The following is a 20,043-nucleotide window of genomic DNA, read 5'->3' on the forward strand; positions in this document are numbered from 1 at the left end:
CCACGGTCACGCCCGCACCCCCGCCTTCCGCTGCGCGCGGATTCCGCTCCCCGCTCAACAGCCCGGTTCAACGAGGTTGGACTGCTTCCTGATCCTCGCGGAGGAACTGCCGCGCGTGCGGGGACGACTCCGCGAGGACCCGGGCCAGGACATCGAACCGGGGGACTACCCCCCGTGGGCGCGGGGGGCGACTCCAAGCTCGACCCACTAGCTGCCCGCTGCGGCGCGGGATTCTCCTGCGTGCGGGGACGAGCGGGGACAACGCGTGCACCAGGGGATGCCAGCAGTGCGGGCCTGGGGACTACCCCCGCGCCTGCAGGGACGACGCCCTTCCGGACGTGAGCCTGGAGCTGCCGGGCACAGTAGCCCCGCGGATACGGATACGACGGTTCGAGGGCTTCGAGGGCTTCGGGGCGTCGGTGAGGACTGGACTACCGCGGGCGGGGCCGAACGGCACCGCAGGCAATGACGTACGCGGGTGAGGGACGGTAGCGCCCGGACTGAGGGCCTTGTCCCACCGCGAGTCGGCGGGGATCATGACCGCGTGCGACACCGCAAGGAACTCCACGAACTGCTCCCATGCGCCGGACTCACGGTTGTGGAGGACGTACGCCCGGGCAGTCTGTTCCCGCCGGAGGCCGGCTGGCGGATCGCGCGGGGGATCGCGGCGCCGGACGGCGCGGTCCGGGAAGCGCTCGACGCCGAGTGGTGGCGCCGCCTTGCAGGTGCCGACGGCGAGTTCCTGGTGGCCGTCCTCGGACATCGGATCGGTGGCAACGACTCCTGGTGGACCCGGGTCCGCTACGCCGGCGGCGGGGTGCCGGGGCTGACGGGCGACCCCGGGTTCGTGGCGCTCTCCCTCGACGGGCAGGTGCTGCTGGCGGAGGTGCCCGGCGCGGACGGGACTCGGGTGACGGCCCTGGACCGACTGCCGGAGCGGCTGGAGGAGGCCGCCGTGGCCGCCGGGCGCGAGACGGAGGCCGAGCGCGCCGAGGTGTGGTCGGCGGTGCCCGGCCGGCCAACATGGCCCTTGCACTGGGCGGAGGGGATCGGGTCCAATCCGGCCGCGCCGGACGAGCTGCTGATCCGGCTGCTGGATGTGGAGGCGGGCTTCCTGCACGGCTGCGACCGGCCCGCCGTACTCGACGCCGCCGTGGCACATCCCGATCCGCAGGTGCGCTCGAGGCCCGCGGACACCTTCCGGCCCAAGCTCACGTCCGATCAGTGGGTACGCCTGATCCGCGCCGAACCGTCGCCGAGCCGGCGAGTGCTCTGGGCCGAGCGTGCCTGCGCCTGGGGCGTCGAACTCCCCGGGGACCTGTACGACGACCTCCTCGCCGGCCCGTCCCGCGCTCAGGCCGCGGAACTCCCGGGGCTCCCCGGACACCACCTCCTCAGCCTCGCGGTCGACGCCGATCCCCGGGTGCGGGCGACTGCCTGCGCCCGGTGGGAAGACCTCGCCGCGCCGCTGCGGGCACGACTGCTGGCCGACACCGACGACACGGTGCGTACGGCGGCGCTGCTCGCCCACCACACCGGCGTCCCCATGCCTCGCGAGGTCTTTGCCGCGCTGCCCGCGCCCCGGCGCGCGCTCGAACAGTGCCGTCTCTCGCCCGAGCTGGAGGCGGAGCTGATTACGGACGGGGACGCGAAGGTACGCCGAGCACTGGCCGCCAACCCGGCTCTCAGTGCCCACGGTGTCGCCGTCTTGGCGGAGGACCCATGCGACGACATCCGCTCGGCGGTGGCACTGCGGCCCGACCTCAACAAGGAACAGCGTGCCGCGGTGCGCTACGACTTCGACCCGACGTCGATGTCGCGGACTCTGCCCTGGGTCGAGAGCCTGCACGGTGACGCCGACGCGATGCGCCGCCTCGCCGTATCGTCCCATCCGCTCATCCGCCGGAGCGTGGCCCGTGCCCGGCATCTTCCACCGGATATCGTGGAGCGTCTGGCCCAGGACGAGGACCGGACGGTCCGCCTCTTCCTCGCCGAATCGTGCGATGACGCCCCGGCCGAGATGCTGCTGGAGGTGTGGCGCTGGTGGGACGGCAGCTTCACTCACCCCGACCGCCCCCGCAGCCACCCCAACTTCCCCCGCACCGGCCTGCTGCGCCATGCCGACGCCCCCTGTGGGCGGATGCGGCGTCTGGCCCTGGACGATCCGGAGTCCACGCCTGCCGATGTCGCACGCCTCGCCCGCGACCCAGAAGCCGAGGTGCGCCGCCGCGCGGCCGAGGACCCCCGGCTGTCACCGGCCGACGCGGTGCGGCTGCTGAACGACCCAGCGGCCCACGTCCGCGGGACCGCGATGCGCAATCCGCGGCTGCCGGCCCGCGTCCTTGCAGGACTGCTGCACGACCGCCACACGGCATGCACGGCGGTCACCAATCCGGCGATCCCGGTCCCCGTCCTGCACCGCATCCTGGCCGCGGCCGCCGCAGCCGTGGCAGCGCGGCGCTGAACCGCCGCCCCGCCGGGCGGCCGTGGCGGCCTGACGCTGATGTCGACGGCGTCATGCTCGTCCAGCAACTGGCCTTACGCGGCGGGCCCGGGCCGCGACGGTCTTATTCAGCGTGCTCGACCTGCAGAAGTACGCCCCGTGACTCCCCGAGGACCAGCCATCAGCGACGCCACGGCGGACCTGAGCACCGCCGCCTGAGTCACCGCACAACGTGGCCTTCGCGGGCCCAAGCCGCGACGTGGCGTTCAGCGGCGGTGCGCCTCCCACTCCGGCCGGCTTCCAGAGCGCGCCAGCTGTACGCCCGCAAGCTTTTGACGCCCTCGTGGGCGCGCTGTTCCCAGTAGCCGGTGATCGAGGAGGCGAACGCCGCGACCGCTTCTTCGGGGGCATCCCGGTAGGCCGGGATCTGGGCGGCGTGCTTCTCGGCTTCCTCGGGGGTGTGGCCGGCGAGGATGAGCTGGGGACGATCAAGGCGACGTCGGTCAGTCGGCAGGGCGCTCGCCTTGGGCGCGGGCTAGCTCGTCGGGGGCGTAGACCTCCGTGCCGGATAGGGGGAATCTGACGAGGACCTCGCCGTCGAGGGTGACCATGACGACCTCCCCGACGGGATCTTCCGGGTGATCGAATGCGACTGTCGGTGTGACGAGGGCGCCTACGGGCCATTCGGTGGGCATGGTTTCTCCGGCCGGCTTGAGGGCGCTTCAGATTCTACCTTCATCCTTGCCGCATCCCGAAGGGCCGACGTGGCCGGAAACCCAGTACGCGGTGATGATTCCTTTCACACCGTAGTTCCTTCCGTCGTGGACGTAGTCACTACGGTCGGAGACAACGCACATTGTTCTCTTCTGGGTGCCTGTCTTGTATTTGAGGGTGGATAGCAGGCCGTTCGGGAACGGGGAGCTGGAGCTTCCCTTGGTAAGATTGTTGATCGCCTTGTCCCATAGTTTCATGGCCTGTGTGTCAACCGGATGGTTTTCTTTTTTGTTTGTGCTTCCGCCCTTGGCGATGTGCTGGCGACCGAACCGTGCGTTCCCTTCGCGGAGCAGGCCCGAGTTGAAGTCTCCGGAAAACCATTTGACGACCTTCGCCGCACCAGGTCCGCTCGTTGCGAAGCACTCGTCGTCGAAAGTGCGGGGACAACGCCACCCGCTCGGCTTCGTGCCGTGAACGTTCGTCGGGACCGCGCTAGCAGGAGGGACAAGAAGTGCCGATGGAACGGCCACGAGAAGAGAGGCGATGACAAGGGCGGGAGTGCGCATAGTGCCTCCGTTCGGCGTGGATCGCCCGTTCCAGAGCTTTCCGAGTTTCCCGAACGTGTGGTTCAGCCATAGGGCAGCCTCCAGAGATCGTATGTCCTCCATCAGACTGCTGTCGCCGCCCAAACTCATCGACCGCTGGCAGGCCGCACGTCAGGACGGCGCACCGCCCGCCTGAGCCGCGCCTGCCGCCCGTTGTACCGCGCTGTCGAAGCCGCCGTTCGCCGCTCTGTCGGTCAGCCGGGCCGCTGCGCGCACCCCGCTGACCTTGCACCCGCCCGCCCGTGTTGTGCCTGAGCTGGGGCCTGGTTCCTTCGCGGTGCTGCCTCTTTGCTGTCCCGCTGCCGTCGCCGAACGGCCGTAGCCGTCGCCCGCCGCTCGCTTGCTGGGGCGTGCTACTGCCGCCCGCCGGCCGCCGCCCCCACCCGCCGCCCGTCGTATGGCCGTTGGCCGTGGCGATGGGCAGGGCGTAGAACGGGACCGGGGTGCGGGGTTTGGCCGAAGGACGACGGTTGCCGCCCCGGGGGCATGACCGATACGGGGCCGTCCTTCCCGATCCCCGTGGCAGGAGGACGGTCCCGGCCCTTTCCGGTAGCCGCCCGGTCGGTACAGCTTCTCGACGGCCGTGCGCGTGGTCTTCTTGAAGGCGGCCACGGCGCGCTCCCGCAGTCGCCGCCCGCCCTACGGCCGCCTCCCGCCCTACGGTCGTCGCGCGCCGGACGGCTCGCGGCGGGCCACAAGGTGCTCAAGCAGATGGCCAAGGCCGGACAGCAGATTCCCCAGCGCGGGCTCGGTGCGTGGGCCCGCGTCTACCGGGAGCCGGAGGGATCCCGGCGTCGGTGTGCAGCTGGCTATCCCGTCCCTGGGGCCGCTCTACCCGTCCACGAGTGGGACAACAGGAACAACCCGCTGCTGCCGACCATGCACGCCGCGGACCTAGCCCGGTTTCCGGGCATGTACGCGGAGCGGGTGATGACACCGTGACGGGCGGGCGGGCGGGGCGTGCGGGTGAGGGACGATGGAGCCATGACAGAGATCCTCACACCCCGCCTCCTCCTGCGCCGCTTCACCGACGACGACCTCGCCCCCATGGCCGAGATCAATGCGGACCCCGAAGTGATGCGCTGGATCGGTGACGGGTCCATCCAGGATCTGGAACAGACCGCCGAGTCCATCGAGCGGTGGGAGGAGGAGTGGGACGACGAGGGCTTCGGGCTCTTCGCCGTCGAGCTCCTCGGCTCCGGCGAGCTGATCGGTTTCGCTGGACTTTCCGTGCCCGAGTCCCTGCCCGAAATGCGGCACGAGGTGGAGATCAGCTGGCGGATCGGGCGCCCCTTCTGGGGGCAGGGGTACGCCTCCGAGGCCGCCCACGCGGTTTTGGAGTTCGCGCTTCAGGACCGCGGCCTCGACCGGGTGATCGCCATCGCCCACATCTCCAACACGGCCTGCCACAACGTCATGCGCAAGCTCGGCATGGTCCCAGAGCGCGACACGGCCGACCCACGGTTCGGTCTCCCGCTCCGCGTGCACGCCATCGATCTCAGCGAGTACGAGGGGTGAGTCGGCGGCGGCCGTCAGGAACACCGGGTTCGTGACGGCCACCAGCGCGCCGGGCAGGGGGAGCGGTGTCGCCGGCTGCCGGCTGGCAGCCCGACTACCCCCGGGCCCACCACGGAGCCCTCCCGCTGGGAGCACCACAGCAACGTGTGCGACTGTCCCTCAAACCCGGCCCGGTGGCGTGTTAACCGGGCCCGGCGATCACGGGCTGGGACGTTCGCGAGGCGGGTTCACCACCCAGCTGCACGTGGCTGTCGAGCACGGTCAGAAGCGTATGGCGATCGTGGTCACGGCCGGTCAGCGCGGCGACTCGCCTCAGTTCGAGCCCGTGCTGGGGAAGATCCGCGTGCCTCGCATCGGGCCGGGCCGGGCCAGCCACGCCTCTGCCCCGACTGGGAGCGGGCCGACAAGGCGTACACCTCCCGCAAGAACCGCGCCTACCTGCCCCGATGCGGGATCCGCTGCACCATCCCAGACAAGGCCGCCCAGGCGCGCAACCGCCGGAAGCGCGGCTCCCGCGGCGGCCGGCCGCCGCGATTCGCCCCGGCCGACTACCGCGAGCGTCACGCGGTCGAGTGCGGGATCAACCGCCTCAAAAGACATCGCGCTGTAGCCACGCGATACGACAAGCTCGCCGTCCGCTACGAGGCGACCGTCCTCGTCGCGACCATCAACGAGTGGCCGTGACCGGCGGTCTCACGCAACGGGATCCACGTTCCACGCCGCGGGCAGATCGCCCCCACAGAAGACACAGACGAAGTCGTCCTCACGCACGATGCTGCCTCGGCACCAGCCCGAGACCGCGGTCTCTGCTTCCTCCTCCCAGGGGCTGCGACAGCCCCGGGGCCTGAACCCCGCCCCTGCATGTCCTGACCCGTGGCGCCCGACTACACCGAAGCCTCGGCCCCTGCGCCAGAGGCGAACCCGCTCCCTTGCTCGGCGAACACCTTGATCGCGGCGCCCAGGAATTCCACCAGCCCGGGGTGGTAGGAATTGTGGAACGCCCTCATGGCCTCGTCCTCGGCGTAGAAGAGCGCCATGCCGACGTAAGCCTCCCTGGAGGGGGTGTAGAACCGGCAGGCGATGTCGAAGTGCCTGCGGACGAGCTCCTGGATCTGCTGGTCCCCTGGCAGGGAGCCGCCGTCCAGGAAAGCCGTGATCTCCCGGTATAGGATGTCCCAGTCCTGGTGGACCCGCTCCCTGTCCACATGTTCCCAGTTGTTGGTCCCGGCAAGGCTCTTCGCCTGCTCCTCGGCCAACGACCGGCGACACTCGTCCTCGTAACTGTTCCGCACGGCACCGGTTCCTATCGTTTCGTCACCTCTCCGGTAGATCGCCGAGAGGCCGCCGACATGTCGGCATCGACCGGCCGCCGATGATCAACTGCCGGTCCAGGCCGAACGGTGACACACCGCCACCGGGTCGGCAAACCATTTCTTGGATCCCCCGGTGCTCCGTCCTGGTCAGCTGGCGGCGGAAAGGCGCAGTTCGAACGGCGAGCCGTCGGAGCGGGGCGTCCAGCCGCTCGACCGCGCGGCCCGGATTCCCGCAGCGACCTCGCGCGGCAGGACGAGCTCGGCTGGCACCGGGATCGGTTCCATGGCGGCCGGTCGACCGGTCTCCACGACGGAACACCGGTTCGGACGCGGATCCGTATGCCGTCGATCAACTGCCGCCGAGGCCAGATGGGTGGCCGCCCGACCCTCGTAGCCTTCGGCAACAACGGCTCCAGCACCGCCCACTGTTCGTCCGTGAGATCTCCCCGACCCGTGAACCGAGATCATTCACACCTCAAGATTCACTTTCGATACACGCCCTAGCGGGCGGCGCCGATCTGCTCGCGCTGCGGCGGACTACTCCCGCTCGTGCGGGGACGACAAGGTCGCGGAGCGGCAGACCGAGCGGGACGCGGGACTGCTCCCGCGCGTGCAGGGGGCCGACGCGGTGGGGAGCTGGGCGGTGATGGCGACGACGGGACTACCCCCGCGGGGGGGCGGCGACGATAGCTCGGCGCGGGCGTCGTCGGCGGCCTTCTGCGGACTGCCCCTGCGGGCGCGGGACGACTCCGGCTCCGTCGACAACATGCTCAGCAAACTCACCGCGCACCGTGAACCCGTAGGCGCCGTCGCCACCGATGTTCACGGGCACCACAGCGCCCTCGTCGATGTACTCGACGAGGCTCTCGGCGCCGTCCACCCGGTTCACCGAAACGGCCCTCGTCCTCAGCGGGACGCGACCGGGTTCAGCTCAGGGTCTCCAGGACCTCGGCGGGGGCCGGCGCGTGCTCCCGGGCCTCGCCGTCGACGGTCCACGAGCCGTTCCACTCGATCCGCCGGACCCGCCCGTGGTGGTTCTCGTACTCCACGAAGCTGCCGGGCGCGCCCTCCAGGAGCTCCAGCTCCCGGAGCAGCACGTCGGGGGTGGTGAAACCACGGAGGTCGCCTTCGCTTCCTCCGCCGGTCCTCGTGTTGTCGAACTTCATCCGGAGGAACGGCATGGCCCCACGAGTCATGTCCGCCGCGTTCAGCATCCGCTTGAAGCGGAAGAACGCCTCCTCCGGGGTCTCGTTCCCGGAGAACTCGCGGACGTACGCCGGGAAGACCCCGACCACGACCTCGTTGAGCCCCTCGTTCCGGCCCACGTAGTAGCCGTGGATGTCGGGCTGGATCGCCACCAGGGCGTCGAAGTCGTACCCCGGGTGGGAGAACCCGGGAACGACCTCGAAGGGCCGGGGGTCCTCCCCGAGCCCGGCACGGTGCTCACGCGCGAACGTGAGCACCGACCGGGCCAGGTCCTCGTCGAAGGAGTCTCGGGCGTTCACCTGATGGACGCGCGTCCCCTCCGCGTTCATCGCCAGCGAGAACACGAACCGGGACATGGGCGACCAGCGCCACGCGTGAGAGAGGCCAGGAAACTCCTCTATCCCGGGAATTTCCCGTACAGCCTGCTCCACATCAAATGCCACCCTTGGTCTCCTTTTAATTCGAGTAGTTGGGACCCGTGTCCTGCCGATAACGCGCCGTGCCGATCGTGCCGGTGACGCGGGTAAAACGTACGCGGAGCTTATGACAGCCTCAGGGTCACGGTCGTGGCCTTCAAGACGTGCTACCCGCCGGGCACGGGACGACCCCCAACGGAGATGCCGGCCAGGCAGACCAGGGGGGGGACAACCCCCGCGCGAGCGAGGACGACGGCGGCATCCAGGAGAAGGCCGAGATGGGCGGACTAACCCCGCACGTGCGGGGACGGCATCTGGTGCGGATCCATCGTATGGAGGCAGGCGCGCCAGTGGAGCGGCCTTGGTCGATTACTGCTGACCTGGTTCGGGCGTGGTGGCCGTTGGAGGGCGCGCGTACGCACCACGTGCCTACTGTGCCGCTATGGCGGTGTGGTGGGAGCGGCGCCTAGGTCCGCACAATGTTTCTGAGTGTGGCCGAGTGCAGTGGTAGAGGTCTCGGCGGCGTGAGAACGCCTGACGGGCGAACAGCGGAATCCTGCGCTCAGGTTGGCGGGCGGGGCGTGGGATCTGGACGTTGACGGCGCGTTGGTCTTCGTCTGCCTGCTGTACGTGACGGGGTACCCGGAAAGCGCCCAGTTCTGGTGGCGGCTCGCCGTCGGAGCTGGCAACCGCGTAGCCGCGTACTGCCTGCACGTGCACCATCTGGGGCTGGGGGAGCCGGGAAGTGCAGCACTGGCTGCACAAGGTGACCCACTTGGTGGTGGACTCCGACGCCCCGGACGAGGTGTTCTTGGACTGCCTGGAGATGTTCGCCCGCTAGGTGCGCTACAACGGCTTCGCCGCCACCCCCGCCGACCGGGGACCTGGAGATGGGAGTCGACCGCCTGGCCACCAGGGACTCCTGCATCATCGTCGGCGGTCTCGACAGAGTGGATGCCGCTCAGCCGCGACGTGCCGTCGTCCCGCTGGACGAACAGGGCCCAGGACCCGCCCCGCTCGCTTTCGCGGCGGATGTCCTTCACCTGGTACCCGGACCGCGAGTACTTCACCGGCGGTGCCTCCGTGCCCTGCGCCTACGACCCCGAGTGGAAGCACGGCGATGCCGGCCCTGCCGGAGACGACCAGCGGCCGCCCGCCTTCGGCCCCGCACCGAGGCACTAGCAAGGCGCACCCACCCCCGTGGGCGTCACCGCGCGTGAGCCGTATCCTACCCCCCGCTCCCAGGACGAGAGCCGGGTCACAGCAGTAGCGTCCAATCGTGGACGACAGCCCTCCCCTCCGACGCTGATGGTCAGATCCTCAGCCGTGTTCAGGAGGGGGGTATCGCTGTGCCGGTCCTGCGCCAGATCACCACATGCACCGAGCCGTCGACCGTTGTCGTCGAGCGCCGCGTCCGCGCCCGCGACCGGACGGTGGACTACCGGCTGGAGGTCTGCCGGCGCCACCGGTGGCTGGCGGGCAACTGGATCGGACGCGGCAGTACCGACGGCGCCGGCGGACAGTGCGGCACCGTCACCGACTACCGCCCCTACGCCCAGATCGTGCCTTTTCCGTGGCTGCTGGCCGACTGGCTCACCGCCACGGTGGCCGGGAGCTGTACGCGCGCCGCTCCGCCGCTGCGTACAGGTGCAGCGTCTCCAGCCGCAGGGCCCAGTAGTTCAGGTTCGCGGCTTCCACGGTGTCGTCGCGGGCCAGGGCGCGGTCGTCCACGGCGGTGCGGTCGCGCTCGACCGCCTGCTCCGCGCTGCGGTAGAGGGCGGTGGCCCGGCCGCGGGGCGGCTCCTTGCCGGTGATGGTGTAGAGGACCCGTGGGTGCCGACGGCCTCGGGCCACCGGTTTCGAGCTGCCTGCCGTGACAGGCCGCCGGCGGCCTGTCCGAGCTGGGTGTAGCTCGCCCCGGCCCGCCCGGCCCGCCCGGCGCGCGCGGCGGCATCGTCGACCAGCTGGCGCGCGCGACGCCGGCCTCGGCGGCGACTTCCATGTAGACGAGGTGGAGCCGCCTGGCCGCCGCCGAGGTGGGGCTGAGTGCGTTCACGCTGTGAGGACCCTTGCCCTCGCCGTACCCCATGCGCCTTCTGGTCTCGCGCCAGACCATGTTGCGTGTGACCGTGCGCCGCAGTTGGCCCCGCTGGACACCTCCGTTGCACAACCGCAGCCCGGTTGCTCAGAACAGGGAGTCCCAGAAGACCATTTCCGGGTCGGGTTCCCCCGGTTGGAGCATGCAGCGCTTGCAGCGCAGGAGTCCCGGTTCGTTGGCCCCGGAGGCGGCGCTCATCCACGGCAGGGCCTCCATCGCCTGTGCGCGTTCGTCGTCGGCGAGGGCGTCGACGGTCCGGCGGAGTTCCTCGGGGGCGGGGTCGTCGGTGAGGCAGAGCCATCCGATCGCCGCTGCCAGGCGGACTTCGGGGGCCTCCGTCCGGTCGTGCCAGCGCTCTCGCAGCCAGGCCGCGGTTGGCGAGTGCGCGTGGGCCCGGGTGATCTCGGCGGTGGCCAGGACGAAGGCGGCGCGGACCATGGCGTCACGCTCCGCCGCGAACCCGGTGGCCAGGGCGGTCCGGACGATGTGGTCGAGGTCGGCGGCGGTCGCCAGGACGTAGGCGGCGTCAAGGCGGACGGCAGGGTCGGGGTCGCCGAGGAGGGGCAGCAGTGTGGGCGTGTCCGCGGTGATCGCGGCTCGGGCGGCGGCCACCGACCAGCCGGCCGGGTAGGCGGTTACTTCGTAGCCGTAGCCGTAGCCGTAGCCGTAGCCGTAGTCGTCGTCTCCGTCGGGGGCGTGACGTACGGGATCTGTGCGGTGAAGGAGGAGTTCCTCGCGGGAGGCGACGCCGAAGTACCGGGCGCGGGCCGGGCCGGAAAGGACGTCGAGGGCGGCGGCACGGTGTGGGTGGTGGGCGTCGGTGGCGAGGGGGATCAGGAACGGTACGGCGAGGGCGGCGGCCGCCCGGCTGTCGTTGGCGCACAGGCCCCACAGCACGCCCGTCGCGTCCATGCCCGGTTCGCCGTCGGCGCGGAGGGCGGCAACGGCCTCTCGGGCGCCGGGGCCGTGGGGGAAGTTGCCCCACGGGACGGCGTCGAGGGGCAGGTCGCGTCGGGGCTCGGGCAGGATGCTGGCCACCACCGCTCGCACGTCGAACGGGCCGCCCGCGAACGAGGCCAAGTTGGCCCCGCCCGCGACTTCCCGGCACATCGCAAACGTCGGATCGCTCCGCCAATCCGCCACAGCACACCCCACCGTCGAACCCTCGGACACCTGATCATGACCTGCCCGGCGACCCGCCGGAACCCGGGCGGCGGGGGCGGGGCGGGCGATCTAGCTGCTCACACGGGGCCAACCACCGTGCACAGGGGCCAATTCGGAATACTCAAAAGCCACCTGCCGCGCTCAGTCACATTGCGTACCTCGGCCGCGAACGCCACCGTCGTTCACCGGATCTATCCACAGGTCGGCGGCCGTGGAAGGGAGGTGTCCGCTTCCGGGTGTGCAGTGCCTGGAGGCACACCGAAAGGGCACGACGCATGGCGCAGACGAAGTTCGACAAGCAGGTGGAGGAGTCCGCCGACGCCCTCGCGCGAGGGATCGGCCGGGTGCTGGCCGGCCGGGACCTGGACGGCGTGAAGCGCACCGATGCCACGTTCTGGCGCTCGGGCACCCGCGTCCTGCCGCTCCGCTGCCCACCGCACGGCCGCGCTGCTCTGCGCGGCCGCTTTGCTGGGATCGCGACGCTGTCCCGTCCGTTCGCCGCGCCCTGTGGCCTGTCGTACGGCTGCTGGCTGAGGACGTCGTACCGCGCGCGCCGTGCCGGGGTCGTCGTACCCGCTCCGCTCCCCCGTCCCGCGCCCGCCGAATGGCTGCCGCTCGCTCTACGGTCGCGCGCTCGGGCCGTGTCGGTCGTACGCCGTCTCTGCGTAGCCGGGCTGCGTCGTCCTTGCGTCCGCTCAGGTCGAGGTGGACGCGTTCGCCGCCTCCGCCGCGTCGGGGTCGCTGTCGTTCGGGCCGGTCGCCCGCTGCCCTCCGCCGTGCTCCCGCTCCTACGCCACCGTCCGTCGTACGACCGCCGCCGCGCTGTACTGGGCAGGGCTGGTCGTCGTCCGCGCGCGCCGGGCGGTTCCGCCGTTCGCGCCGTCCGCTGCCCGCTCATTGGCCTCAGAGGTCCGCCGCGCTGCGAGCTGCTCGCGGGCCCGGACTCTCAGCGTGTCGGCGGTGAGACGGGTTCGCTCGTAGGGAGTCGCGGACCTTTTTGCGGGTCAGGGGGTGCAGCACGACTGCAACACGGCAGCGCCCCCGCCGTATCGGCAGGGGCGCTGTACTGCTGGTGTGGCAGGGGTGACAGGAATTGAACCTGCGACTCCCGGTTTTGGAGACCGGTGCTCTGGCCATCTGAGCTACACCCCTTCGCGGAGGACAGCCTGTCAGCCGGCTGAGTGTTTCACCACCGACTTTCCCGGCGGCCGCGGCCCAGCGCCGCACCCGCTGCGCGTGCCGGTAGCGAGCTCGCCGATGCGCTCCGCCCCGCCGTGCGACCGTCGTACGCTGCCGTCTCCCGCTGGGCCGTTGCCCGCCCGCCGCCGAGCTGCCGCGCACGCCGACGACGTCGCCCGGCAGGAAGCCGCCCGTCTCGAGGCCGCCCGAATCCAGGCCGCCGCACCGCCAGAGCCGGGGACGACCAGGAGCCGGACCGGGGCGGCCGCGGCTGGTTCCGCCGGCCGACCTGACCGCACAAGACCGCTGTACGGTCAGCGTCGCCAGGCCGCACAGCGGGACCGGCCCCGAAGCCACCGCACCACCGGGCGGAACGGACCGGCCCACCCGGCGCCGCCGGCAACCCGCAGGCCCCACACAGGCCGTATGAAACGCAGCCGAGCAGCCGAGAACAGACCGCACCCCCGGATCTGCCGGGCGACCTGTGGCACGCCCTGACCGAACTCCAGCACACTCATCCCGACCCCGTGGGCCGCGTCGGGCCGCTCGCCCGCCCGGTCGGATGGCTGTCCTTCACCGCGGCCACCGACACCGTCCTCGCGGGCCGCGTGCAGTTGTCCGGCGCGGAGACGATGCACGAACTGAACGAGACGCTCCGCTCGATCACCAGCGGCATGCACGCCCACTTCACCGGCCCCGGCCCCGCGCTGGAGGCCACGCTCGGCCAACGGCAGGAACTCCCGATCCACAAGGCCCACACTGCGGGCCTCACCCGGCTCTTCCGCCCCGCCGCCGGCACCATCGGCGCCCGCAGCACGCCGGGAGGCGGCCGGTGCTTCCACTGCGACGGGACGGGACGTGCCCGCCCGCTGTGGGAGCCGGCTGCCGGGCACGCGTGAGCGGCACGCAAGAACAACGCCCGCGCCCCGGGCCGCCCTTGTAGACGGCGTGGGACGCGGGCGGGCGCAAGGACCTCGGAGGATTACGCCGGTACGGGTGCCGGCTCCGGGCGCAGCGACGCGAGCGGGAAGCGGCGGCCCTTCTCCAGGGTGCGCAGCTGCTCCCAGTCGACCTCGGGGTGGGCGGCGGGCACCGCGTCGACGGACGCCGTTGTGCAGAGCGCGACGTCGACGGCCCCGGCCCGGCTGGTGCCGAAGCGGACCCCGATCGACTGCGGGGAGCGGACCCAGCCGAGCCGCACCATGTGGCCGAAGTCGGCACGGCGAACCCGAAGGCGGGCGGCGGTCTGCTCGGATCCGAGCGGGGTGTCGGCGGCCACCAGGTCCGCCAGGTCCTCACGGCGGCAGACCTCCTCGACCTGGCCGGGGTGGTGCAGCGTTCCCTGTCCGGGTTCGCGCTCAGGTTTGACCAGCAGGACGCGGTCGACGAACCACCGGGCCGCGAAAGCCGTCACGTTTCGCCTTCGGTGATCACTGCGCCGAGTTGCGGCTGTTTCCGCGAAGCTCGTCGTCGGGCCGGGTGCGCTGAGACGTTTGGGTACAGTGCCTGGGTGCTGACTGTCTGGTCGGCGCCTTCCTGGGGGGATGAGCGAGACGAGGGTTATGCCGGAGCAAGCGAGTCCTCCTGCGATAGCACCGAGCGGGCCTGTGGCCGCGTCGGCCGAGGCGGCACGGTTGGCGGCGGTGCGCCGTTACGACATTCTCGACACCCCTCCGGACGGCGCCTACGACCGAGTCGCGGCGCTGGCGGCGCGTCTGTTCGAGGTTCCGGTGGCGACGGTGACGATCGTGGACGAGGACCGGATCTGGTTCAAGGCCACCCACGGGCTGGAAGGCGTCACCGAGATCGGCCGGGATCCGGGCCTGTGCGCCTCGGCGGTCCTGACGGATGACACCACGGTCATCCCCGACACCCTGCTGGACCCGGTCGCCTGCTCCAACCCGCTGGTCGCCGGTCCGATGGGGGTGCGGTTCTACGCCGCCGCTCCGATCATCACCGCCGACGGGTACCGGCTGGGCACGGTCAACGTCCTCGACACCCGCCCCCGCGAGATCAGCGAGGCGGATTCGGCCACGCTCGCGGACCTGGCGGCGGTGGTGCGTGACCAGCTGGAACTGCGGCTGTCGGCGTTGCGCGTGGTGCGCGCCGAGCAGGAGCGCCGCAAGGTCGAGCAGGACAAGCGCCAGGCGGAGGAAGAGGCCCGGCAGCGGGCGGAGCGGGACAAGGCGGCCATCGCCGCGTTCGCCTCCACCCTGCAGCGCACCCTGGTGCCACCCGCGTTGCCCGCGGTACCCGGGCTGGAACTGGCCTGCCACTACAAGACCGCCTCCCCGCAGGAAGTAGGCGGCGACTTCTACGACGTCTTCCCCGTCGACGGGGGCCGGTGGGCGTTCTTCCTGGGCGATGTGTGCGGCAAGGGCGCCGAAGCAGCCTCGGTCACCTCACTGACCCGCTACACGCTGCGGGCCGCGGCCCTCGTCGACGCGGACCCCACGGCCGCACTCAAGGCCCTAAACACTGCGCTGCTGCTGGACGCGGCGGTCGGTACCCGCTTCTGCACCGCCATCTTCGGCCTGCTCGATCCGGACCGGAACGGCGGTTTCACAGTCACGCTGGCCACCGGCGGCCATCCGCCCGCCTACCACCTGAGCCCCACCGAGGAAGGCGGTGCACGGGTGGAAGCAGTCCGCGCCAAGGGCGGCATGCTGGTCGGCGCGATCGCCGAAGCCACCTTCGCCTCACGCACCCTGCACCTGACGCCCGGCCAGGGCCTGCTGCTCTACACCGACGGGCTGACCGAGGCCCGCACCGCCGATGGCCACATGCTCGCCGACACGGGCCTGATGGACTTCCTCGCCCGGCGACCGGCACCGGTCAGCGCCGGCTCCCTGATCGACGACACCGTCGCGCTCCTGGACACCCTCCCCGACACCGAACGCGACGACGTGGCGCTGCTGGCCCTGTCCGTCCCCCCACCCGACGCCGCTCCCGCAGGCACCACCACCACCGCTCACAGCGCCGCCGCCCCGACCGCCGACGTCTCCGTCGGGCAGGAGAACCGACGCCCATGACCGACGCACTCCACATCGATGTCCCGCACACCGACGGCGCCCTGGCCGTGCTCGCACTGTCCGGTGAATTCGACATCACCACCGCGCCCGCCGTGCGGGCCCGCGCCCTCGAGCTCATCACGAACGGCCACCCCCATGTGGTCGCCGACCTGGCGGGCGTCACCTTCTGCGACTCCTCAGGGCTGGGCGCCCTCGTCGGCATCTGGCGCTGCGCCAAGGACGCCGACGGCTCGCTGACCCTGGCGGCCATCCCCGGCCGGCTGAGCCGCCTGCTCAGCGTCACCGGGATGGACACCTTCCTGCCCGCCTTTCCCACCGCCGACGCCGCGCTTGCCGCACGCCCGGGCAACCACACCACCGCCTGAAACCTCTCGCTCACCAGGGCGGCCCCAACAGCTGGCCAGCACATGGCCAAGCGCGCGCCGCGACCAACGCACTGGTCGCGACGCGCGCTCATCCGCTCCGCCAGGCGCTACACGTCGGGCCGCGGCGTACAGCACACCGGATGCTGCCTTTCCCCGCCGGGTTAGCGGCATGCCCACCCCACCCCGAGTTCTCGTAGTGCGGCGAGTTGGTCGGCGTCCAGCCGGCCCCTTCTCGATTTGGTGTTCGAGATCCATACGCCCAGCTTCACGACCACCGGCTCCGTCTCGCCTTCGACCGTGATCTCCTCGGCGTGCCCCCTCGGCACGGGCCGGTCCGCGCCTTCCCGCTCAACCCACTGCGTGAGGGCGGCCAGGCCCCGCTGGAACGCCTGCTGTGCCTTGCTCGGGCCCTTCGTCGCCCGCGCGACCACTGGGGCGGGAGACGGGGCCTGAGTGGGCTGCACGCCCAGCTTCGACAGCCGCTGCTGCTGTTCGGGGAGGAGCTGCGCCCAGGTGCCTGGGTTCTTCTGCCGCTGAAGCCACTTGCCCAGGTCGTCGCCGTCGAAGGTGACGCCCGGTTCGATGGCTGGCAGGACGCCGTGGGGTTCGTCGGAGGCGAGGTCGGCGAGGACGCGGTAGTGCCGTTGCCAGTTGAGCGGCCACCGGCAGTCCCAGTCCGGGTCGATCTCGATGAGCTGCGCCGCGCGCTCCTCTGCCCGCTTCGCGTCCTTCCCGAGACCGCCTTTGCGTCGGAGGTTGGCCATGTACTGCCCGACCGGCACGGTGCCGCCGCCGGCCGGGTCGTCCCACACCGCGTCCTGCCGGGGCGCGAGGTGCCCGGTGGCCCGCCGGTAGGCCCGCAGCGCGGCGAGCTTCCTCTCCCACGCTTCCTCGCCCGGCTCCCAGACCATCCCGGCCTCCGGCGCGTCCAGCAGCGTCTTGCGCCGTTCCTCCAGCTCCCCGGCCCGCAGCGCCTTCCGCTGCTGGTGGACCCATCGCCCGAGCGGAAACGCCTTCGTCGCCCCGATTTCAACCTCGACGTCATACGGGACGGCGTACAGGCCGGTGATCTCGTTCTCCCTGCGCCAGCGGAGCAGGGCCTGGTAGCCCTCCAGCCATGCCAGGGACTCCGGCCGGTAGACCCGGGTGCGCAGGAACGCCGCGATCGTGGCGGCGTCGCGCGGGCTGGAGAAGTGCAGCAGCGCGGACTCGGCAGCGGCATCGGCGCCGTCCTGCTCCTCGCCGTCCCCTTCGCCGCCGGCCCCGACGATCCGCCCGTCCTCGTCGCGCCGGACGTGCACCTTGCGCTTGCCGTGAGTGAGGGCACGGGAGGCGAGCTGCTCGACCAGGCGCTCATCGTGCGAGCGCAGGCCCTGCAGCACCGCGACGAGAGGGCGGAACGAGGCGGAGGCGACCATGTCCTGCGGGTCCTCACCGGGCTGGAGAAAGACCGGCACGATGATCCTGGCCACCTTGGTGGAGCCGTCGCGGTTCAACCTGAGCGCGCGGCCGATGTTCTGCACGATCTCCACCTGCGAGCCGCGGGTGTCGGCGAAGCAGATCGCCTCCACGCCGCGCTCGCCGGTGATGTCGACACCTTCCCCAAGGACGCGAACGCTGGCGACGAAGGCCCGGTGCACGCGCCGGTTGTTCGCGTCGATGCCGCCTGCGAACTGGCGCAGGACCTCGCGCCGCTCGGCGACGAGGTGGTCGCCGCATAGCCACGCCGACCACACCCGGTCCGGGGGTACGTGGCGGCCGGCTTCCAGCTCGTAGAACTCCGCCTCGATCGAAGACGCGGGCAGCTTCTCGGCGGCGGCCAGGTCGGCGTCGGAGGCGTCGTTCATGTACAGCTCGGCGGCCGTCTCGGGCAGCTTCTCGGCGAACGCAGCGGCTTCTTCGACCTTCTGGTGGAACGTCATGACGGTTCGTAGGTTCCAGGCGGCGGCGTGCTCCAGGAGCGCGGTCTGCAGGAGCGCCAGGCGCCGGCCCCGCTGCGCCTCCTCGGACTCCCCGAGGATGGGGGAGGGGTCGCGGATCTCCAGGACGTCGATCTCGAACCCGGCGAGGATCTCGCGCTCGATCGCCTCTGAGAGCCCGAGTTCTGCGATCCACGCACCGTACGTACCCTCCGGGTCATCGGCCATGCTCGCGAGCTCCACCTCCTGGCTCTCCACGCCCCTTCGCGGCTGGGGCGCCGCCAGGATGCGCGGGGTCGCGGTCAGGTAGAGCCGGAAGTCGGCGGGGATCCGCTGGTTGTCGTGGATCGCGGCCCACGGACGGCCAAGATCACCGGCCGTTCCGTGGGCCTCATCCACAATGGCGAGGTCGAAGCCGTCCATGCGCTGGCCGTAGAGCCGCTCTCCGCCCGCCAGAGCGGCCTCCAGCGGCCCGCGAACCTTCCGCCGACCCGTCGGGTCCTCCGGGTCCTCGCGGTCCACGAGAGAGGCGTATGTGGCGAACACGACGACCGGCCCGGACCCGGCCCACAGGGCGAGCTGGATGGGGTTGGTGGTGGTGCGCACCCCCAGCTCATTGAGCACCGGGTCGTTCTCCAGCGAGCACACCGCGACCATCGGCGCCCGGTGGCCCACCAGGCGCCACGCCTGGGCGGTCTGCACGAGCAGGTCCAGGGTCGGCACGGTCACGAGGATCCGGCCGTCCGCGAACGACTCCAGCGCGCACGCGGCCGCTGTGATCGTCTTGCCCGAGCCGGTCGCTGACACGATCGTGGCACGGGCACCCTGCGGGGGCACAGATGACCTTGCAGGAAATCCCACCCACCTACGAAACGCAGCACGCTGATCTACCTGATGTTCCTTGAGCTGAATCGCTGACATTCCCTTGCCTCCCCTAAGCCTGAATTCCCGTGGTCGTTCAGATGGCCGCGTGCGGAATGCAGGCCGCACCCGCATCGTTCCAGATCGACGCACCCGCCTCGTGCCAGCCACCCGGCTCCCCGCCCTTGAAGGGCGGCTTGTCGTCCAGGTCGTAGTGCCCGGCATCGAGCGTGCAGACCACGACGTCCCCGTCCGCGTTCCGCGTCCTGGCCGTGCACAGACCGCCAGCCTCACCCAGCGCCTCCAGCACCCGCCGCCGCGCCGTGGTGTGCGGGCGCGTGCCCGGCAGCACGGTCTCCCGGACGAACGTCTCCAGCCGCACCCGGTCCGCCCGTTCACGCCGCCTCACGTCCGCCAGATGTACGGCCAGCTCAGCAGCCCCGGCCGACCGGCCGCCACGCCTCTGCCAGTCCCGGTCCGCGATGCCCACCAGGGCCTCGCCCACCGCCATCACGCCTTCGTCCCAGCCGTCCGCGAACCGCGCACCTTGAGAGGCTGGCGCCATCCCGTCCAGCTCGACCACCTCGCTCTGCGCCCCGGCGACCGCTCCGGCCTCCAGCGCCGCGACCAGGTCGTCAGCCTCAGCCGCGAACAGCCTCAACCGGGCGTTGGTCGCCGCCGCCTGATACTGACTCACCCGCCGTACGGAATCGCTGCTCAGCGCGATATATGCTCCGGTAGGGTCGTGGTGACCGGTCATCTGTTGCCGTTCCTCTCGAAATTCAGGGAGGGTCGCGGCGGTTTGAGGGTGTCCGCTATTTTCGCCAACGGTACATGCTGCATCAACCTGATGCACGCGCTAGCTGAAACCCGACACGAACGAGCGACCCCCACCCTCGCAGCCAGCCCGGCCCGCGCCAGCGGGCCTAAGCGGTTCTGGAGGCGCAGCCGGAAGGACCGTTGAGGCGGGGGAGCGCAGCGGACCCGCCGGCTCGGGCTGAAGCGAAGCGCAAGCCCAGAATACGGGGCCAAAGTCCCCGCTAGCTCCGAGAGCGCAGCGAACGGAGCGTCACCCCCAGTGCGTAGCACTGGGGGTTGGTGGGACGCTGTGCGTCCCACCAACGCTCCCGCGGAGCGGGAGCGCAACACCCCCGCGAAGCGGGGGTGTTCGCTTGCACAGCGCGCAGCGCTGTGGTACCCGCGCCGCGGG

The 20,043-nt window shown here is 71.2% G+C and carries 16 protein-coding genes, 1 tRNA gene and 1 pseudogene; 7 read left to right on the plus strand and 11 right to left on the minus strand.

Translation table 11 applies throughout. From position 1 onward, the window contains the following. Window positions 1-544 precede the first annotated feature (544 nt). Window positions 545-2,464, plus strand: coding sequence for a hypothetical protein (locus AC07FJ_RS20845; RefSeq protein WP_479050829.1), 1,920 nt, complete (start codon window positions 545-547; stop codon window positions 2,462-2,464). Between the two features lie 701 nt (window positions 2,465-3,165). On the opposite strand, the gene AC07FJ_RS20850 is transcribed toward AC07FJ_RS20845, so the two are convergent. Beyond that, window positions 3,166-3,825 (minus strand): hypothetical protein, encoded by a 660-nt coding sequence (locus tag AC07FJ_RS20850; RefSeq protein WP_479050830.1) that lies wholly within the window; start codon window positions 3,823-3,825, stop codon window positions 3,166-3,168. Between the two features lie 921 nt (window positions 3,826-4,746). Between AC07FJ_RS20850 and AC07FJ_RS20855 the strand changes: the two genes are divergently transcribed. Continuing rightward, on the plus strand, window positions 4,747-5,280 hold the full coding sequence (locus tag AC07FJ_RS20855; protein ID WP_479050831.1) for a GNAT family N-acetyltransferase: 534 nt from the start codon (window positions 4,747-4,749) through the stop codon (window positions 5,278-5,280). Between the two features lie 144 nt (window positions 5,281-5,424). After that, entirely contained in the window at window positions 5,425-5,964 is a 540-nt protein-coding gene (locus AC07FJ_RS20860; protein WP_479050832.1) for a transposase, read from the plus strand. A 200-nt stretch (window positions 5,965-6,164) separates the two neighbouring features. On the opposite strand, the gene AC07FJ_RS20865 is transcribed toward AC07FJ_RS20860, so the two are convergent. The 4 genes and pseudogenes from AC07FJ_RS20865 to AC07FJ_RS20880 all read right to left on the minus strand — a co-directional run bounded on the left by AC07FJ_RS20865 (window position 6,165) and on the right by AC07FJ_RS20880 (window position 8,155). Further along, entirely contained in the window at window positions 6,165-6,572 is a 408-nt protein-coding gene (locus tag AC07FJ_RS20865; RefSeq protein WP_479050833.1) for a TipAS antibiotic-recognition domain-containing protein, read from the minus strand. 168 nt (window positions 6,573-6,740) lie between these two features. Further along, window positions 6,741-6,863, minus strand: a complete 123-nt coding sequence (locus tag AC07FJ_RS20870) for a hypothetical protein (protein ID WP_386583952.1) — start codon at window positions 6,861-6,863, stop codon at window positions 6,741-6,743. 14 nt (window positions 6,864-6,877) lie between these two features. Next, window positions 6,878-7,045: pseudogene (locus AC07FJ_RS20875) on the minus strand (transposase); the annotation flags it as partial. 474 nt (window positions 7,046-7,519) lie between these two features. Beyond that, window positions 7,520-8,155, minus strand: a complete 636-nt coding sequence (locus tag AC07FJ_RS20880) for a hypothetical protein (RefSeq protein WP_479050834.1) — start codon at window positions 8,153-8,155, stop codon at window positions 7,520-7,522. A gap of 1,014 nt (window positions 8,156-9,169) precedes the next feature. Here AC07FJ_RS20880 and AC07FJ_RS20885 point away from each other — a divergent pair. Continuing rightward, window positions 9,170-9,397, plus strand: a complete 228-nt coding sequence (locus AC07FJ_RS20885) for a hypothetical protein (protein WP_479050835.1) — start codon at window positions 9,170-9,172, stop codon at window positions 9,395-9,397. Window positions 9,398-9,808: 411 nt separating this feature from the next. Here AC07FJ_RS20885 and AC07FJ_RS20890 read toward each other — a convergent pair whose 3' ends face one another. The 3 genes from AC07FJ_RS20890 to AC07FJ_RS20900 all read right to left on the minus strand — a co-directional run bounded on the left by AC07FJ_RS20890 (window position 9,809) and on the right by AC07FJ_RS20900 (window position 12,629). Beyond that, window positions 9,809-10,069, minus strand: a complete 261-nt coding sequence (locus AC07FJ_RS20890) for a hypothetical protein (protein WP_479050836.1) — start codon at window positions 10,067-10,069, stop codon at window positions 9,809-9,811. Between the two features lie 331 nt (window positions 10,070-10,400). Next, on the minus strand, window positions 10,401-11,354 hold the full coding sequence (locus AC07FJ_RS20895; RefSeq protein ID WP_479050837.1) for a HEAT repeat domain-containing protein: 954 nt from the start codon (window positions 11,352-11,354) through the stop codon (window positions 10,401-10,403). Window positions 11,355-12,552: 1,198 nt separating this feature from the next. Further along, window positions 12,553-12,629: transfer RNA gene (locus tag AC07FJ_RS20900), tRNA-Trp, on the minus strand. Window positions 12,630-13,183: 554 nt separating this feature from the next. Here AC07FJ_RS20900 and AC07FJ_RS20905 point away from each other — a divergent pair. Continuing rightward, window positions 13,184-13,555, plus strand: coding sequence for a hypothetical protein (locus AC07FJ_RS20905; protein ID WP_479050838.1), 372 nt, complete (start codon window positions 13,184-13,186; stop codon window positions 13,553-13,555). 83 nt (window positions 13,556-13,638) lie between these two features. Here AC07FJ_RS20905 and AC07FJ_RS20910 read toward each other — a convergent pair whose 3' ends face one another. Further along, entirely contained in the window at window positions 13,639-14,070 is a 432-nt protein-coding gene (locus AC07FJ_RS20910; protein ID WP_479050839.1) for a hypothetical protein, read from the minus strand. A gap of 229 nt (window positions 14,071-14,299) precedes the next feature. Between AC07FJ_RS20910 and AC07FJ_RS20915 the strand changes: the two genes are divergently transcribed. Together AC07FJ_RS20915 and AC07FJ_RS20920 are read left to right on the plus strand one after the other, a co-directional pair. Further along, the gene (locus tag AC07FJ_RS20915; RefSeq protein ID WP_479050840.1) at window positions 14,300-15,688 is read left to right on the plus strand and encodes a PP2C family protein-serine/threonine phosphatase; all 1,389 of its coding nucleotides are present in this window, start codon (window positions 14,300-14,302) and stop codon (window positions 15,686-15,688) included. Further along, entirely contained in the window at window positions 15,685-16,053 is a 369-nt protein-coding gene (locus tag AC07FJ_RS20920; protein WP_479050841.1) for an STAS domain-containing protein, read from the plus strand. The genes AC07FJ_RS20915 and AC07FJ_RS20920 overlap by 4 nt, the downstream gene beginning before the upstream one ends. A 161-nt stretch (window positions 16,054-16,214) precedes the next feature. On the opposite strand, the gene AC07FJ_RS20925 is transcribed toward AC07FJ_RS20920, so the two are convergent. Together AC07FJ_RS20925 and AC07FJ_RS20930 are read right to left on the minus strand one after the other, a co-directional pair. Further along, entirely contained in the window at window positions 16,215-18,893 is a 2,679-nt protein-coding gene (locus tag AC07FJ_RS20925; RefSeq protein WP_479050842.1) for a helicase associated domain-containing protein, read from the minus strand. A 37-nt stretch (window positions 18,894-18,930) separates the two neighbouring features. Next, a complete protein-coding gene (locus AC07FJ_RS20930; protein WP_479050843.1) occupies window positions 18,931-19,530 on the minus strand; it encodes a hypothetical protein in 600 nt (199 codons plus the stop codon). Window positions 19,531-20,043 lie beyond the last annotated feature (513 nt).

It is taken from the genome of Streptomyces sp. NPDC045998, assembly GCF_056430285.1.

Bases quoted from the DNA above. Each gene is read 5' to 3' on its own strand.
- AC07FJ_RS20850 (WP_479050830.1), bottom strand. From the start codon at position 3,825: ATGGAGGACATACGATCTCTGGAGGCTGCCCTATGGCTGAACCACACG.
- AC07FJ_RS20855 (WP_479050831.1), top strand. From the start codon at position 4,747: ATGACAGAGATCCTCACACCCCGCCTCCTCCTGCGCCGCTTCACCGAC.
- AC07FJ_RS20880 (WP_479050834.1), bottom strand. From the start codon at position 8,155: ATGTCCCGGTTCGTGTTCTCGCTGGCGATGAACGCGGAGGGGACGCGC.
- AC07FJ_RS20885 (WP_479050835.1), top strand. From the start codon at position 9,170: ATGCCGCTCAGCCGCGACGTGCCGTCGTCCCGCTGGACGAACAGGGCC.
- AC07FJ_RS20920 (WP_479050841.1), top strand. From the start codon at position 15,685: ATGACCGACGCACTCCACATCGATGTCCCGCACACCGACGGCGCCCTG.
- AC07FJ_RS20925 (WP_479050842.1), bottom strand. From the start codon at position 18,893: ATGTCAGCGATTCAGCTCAAGGAACATCAGGTAGATCAGCGTGCTGCG.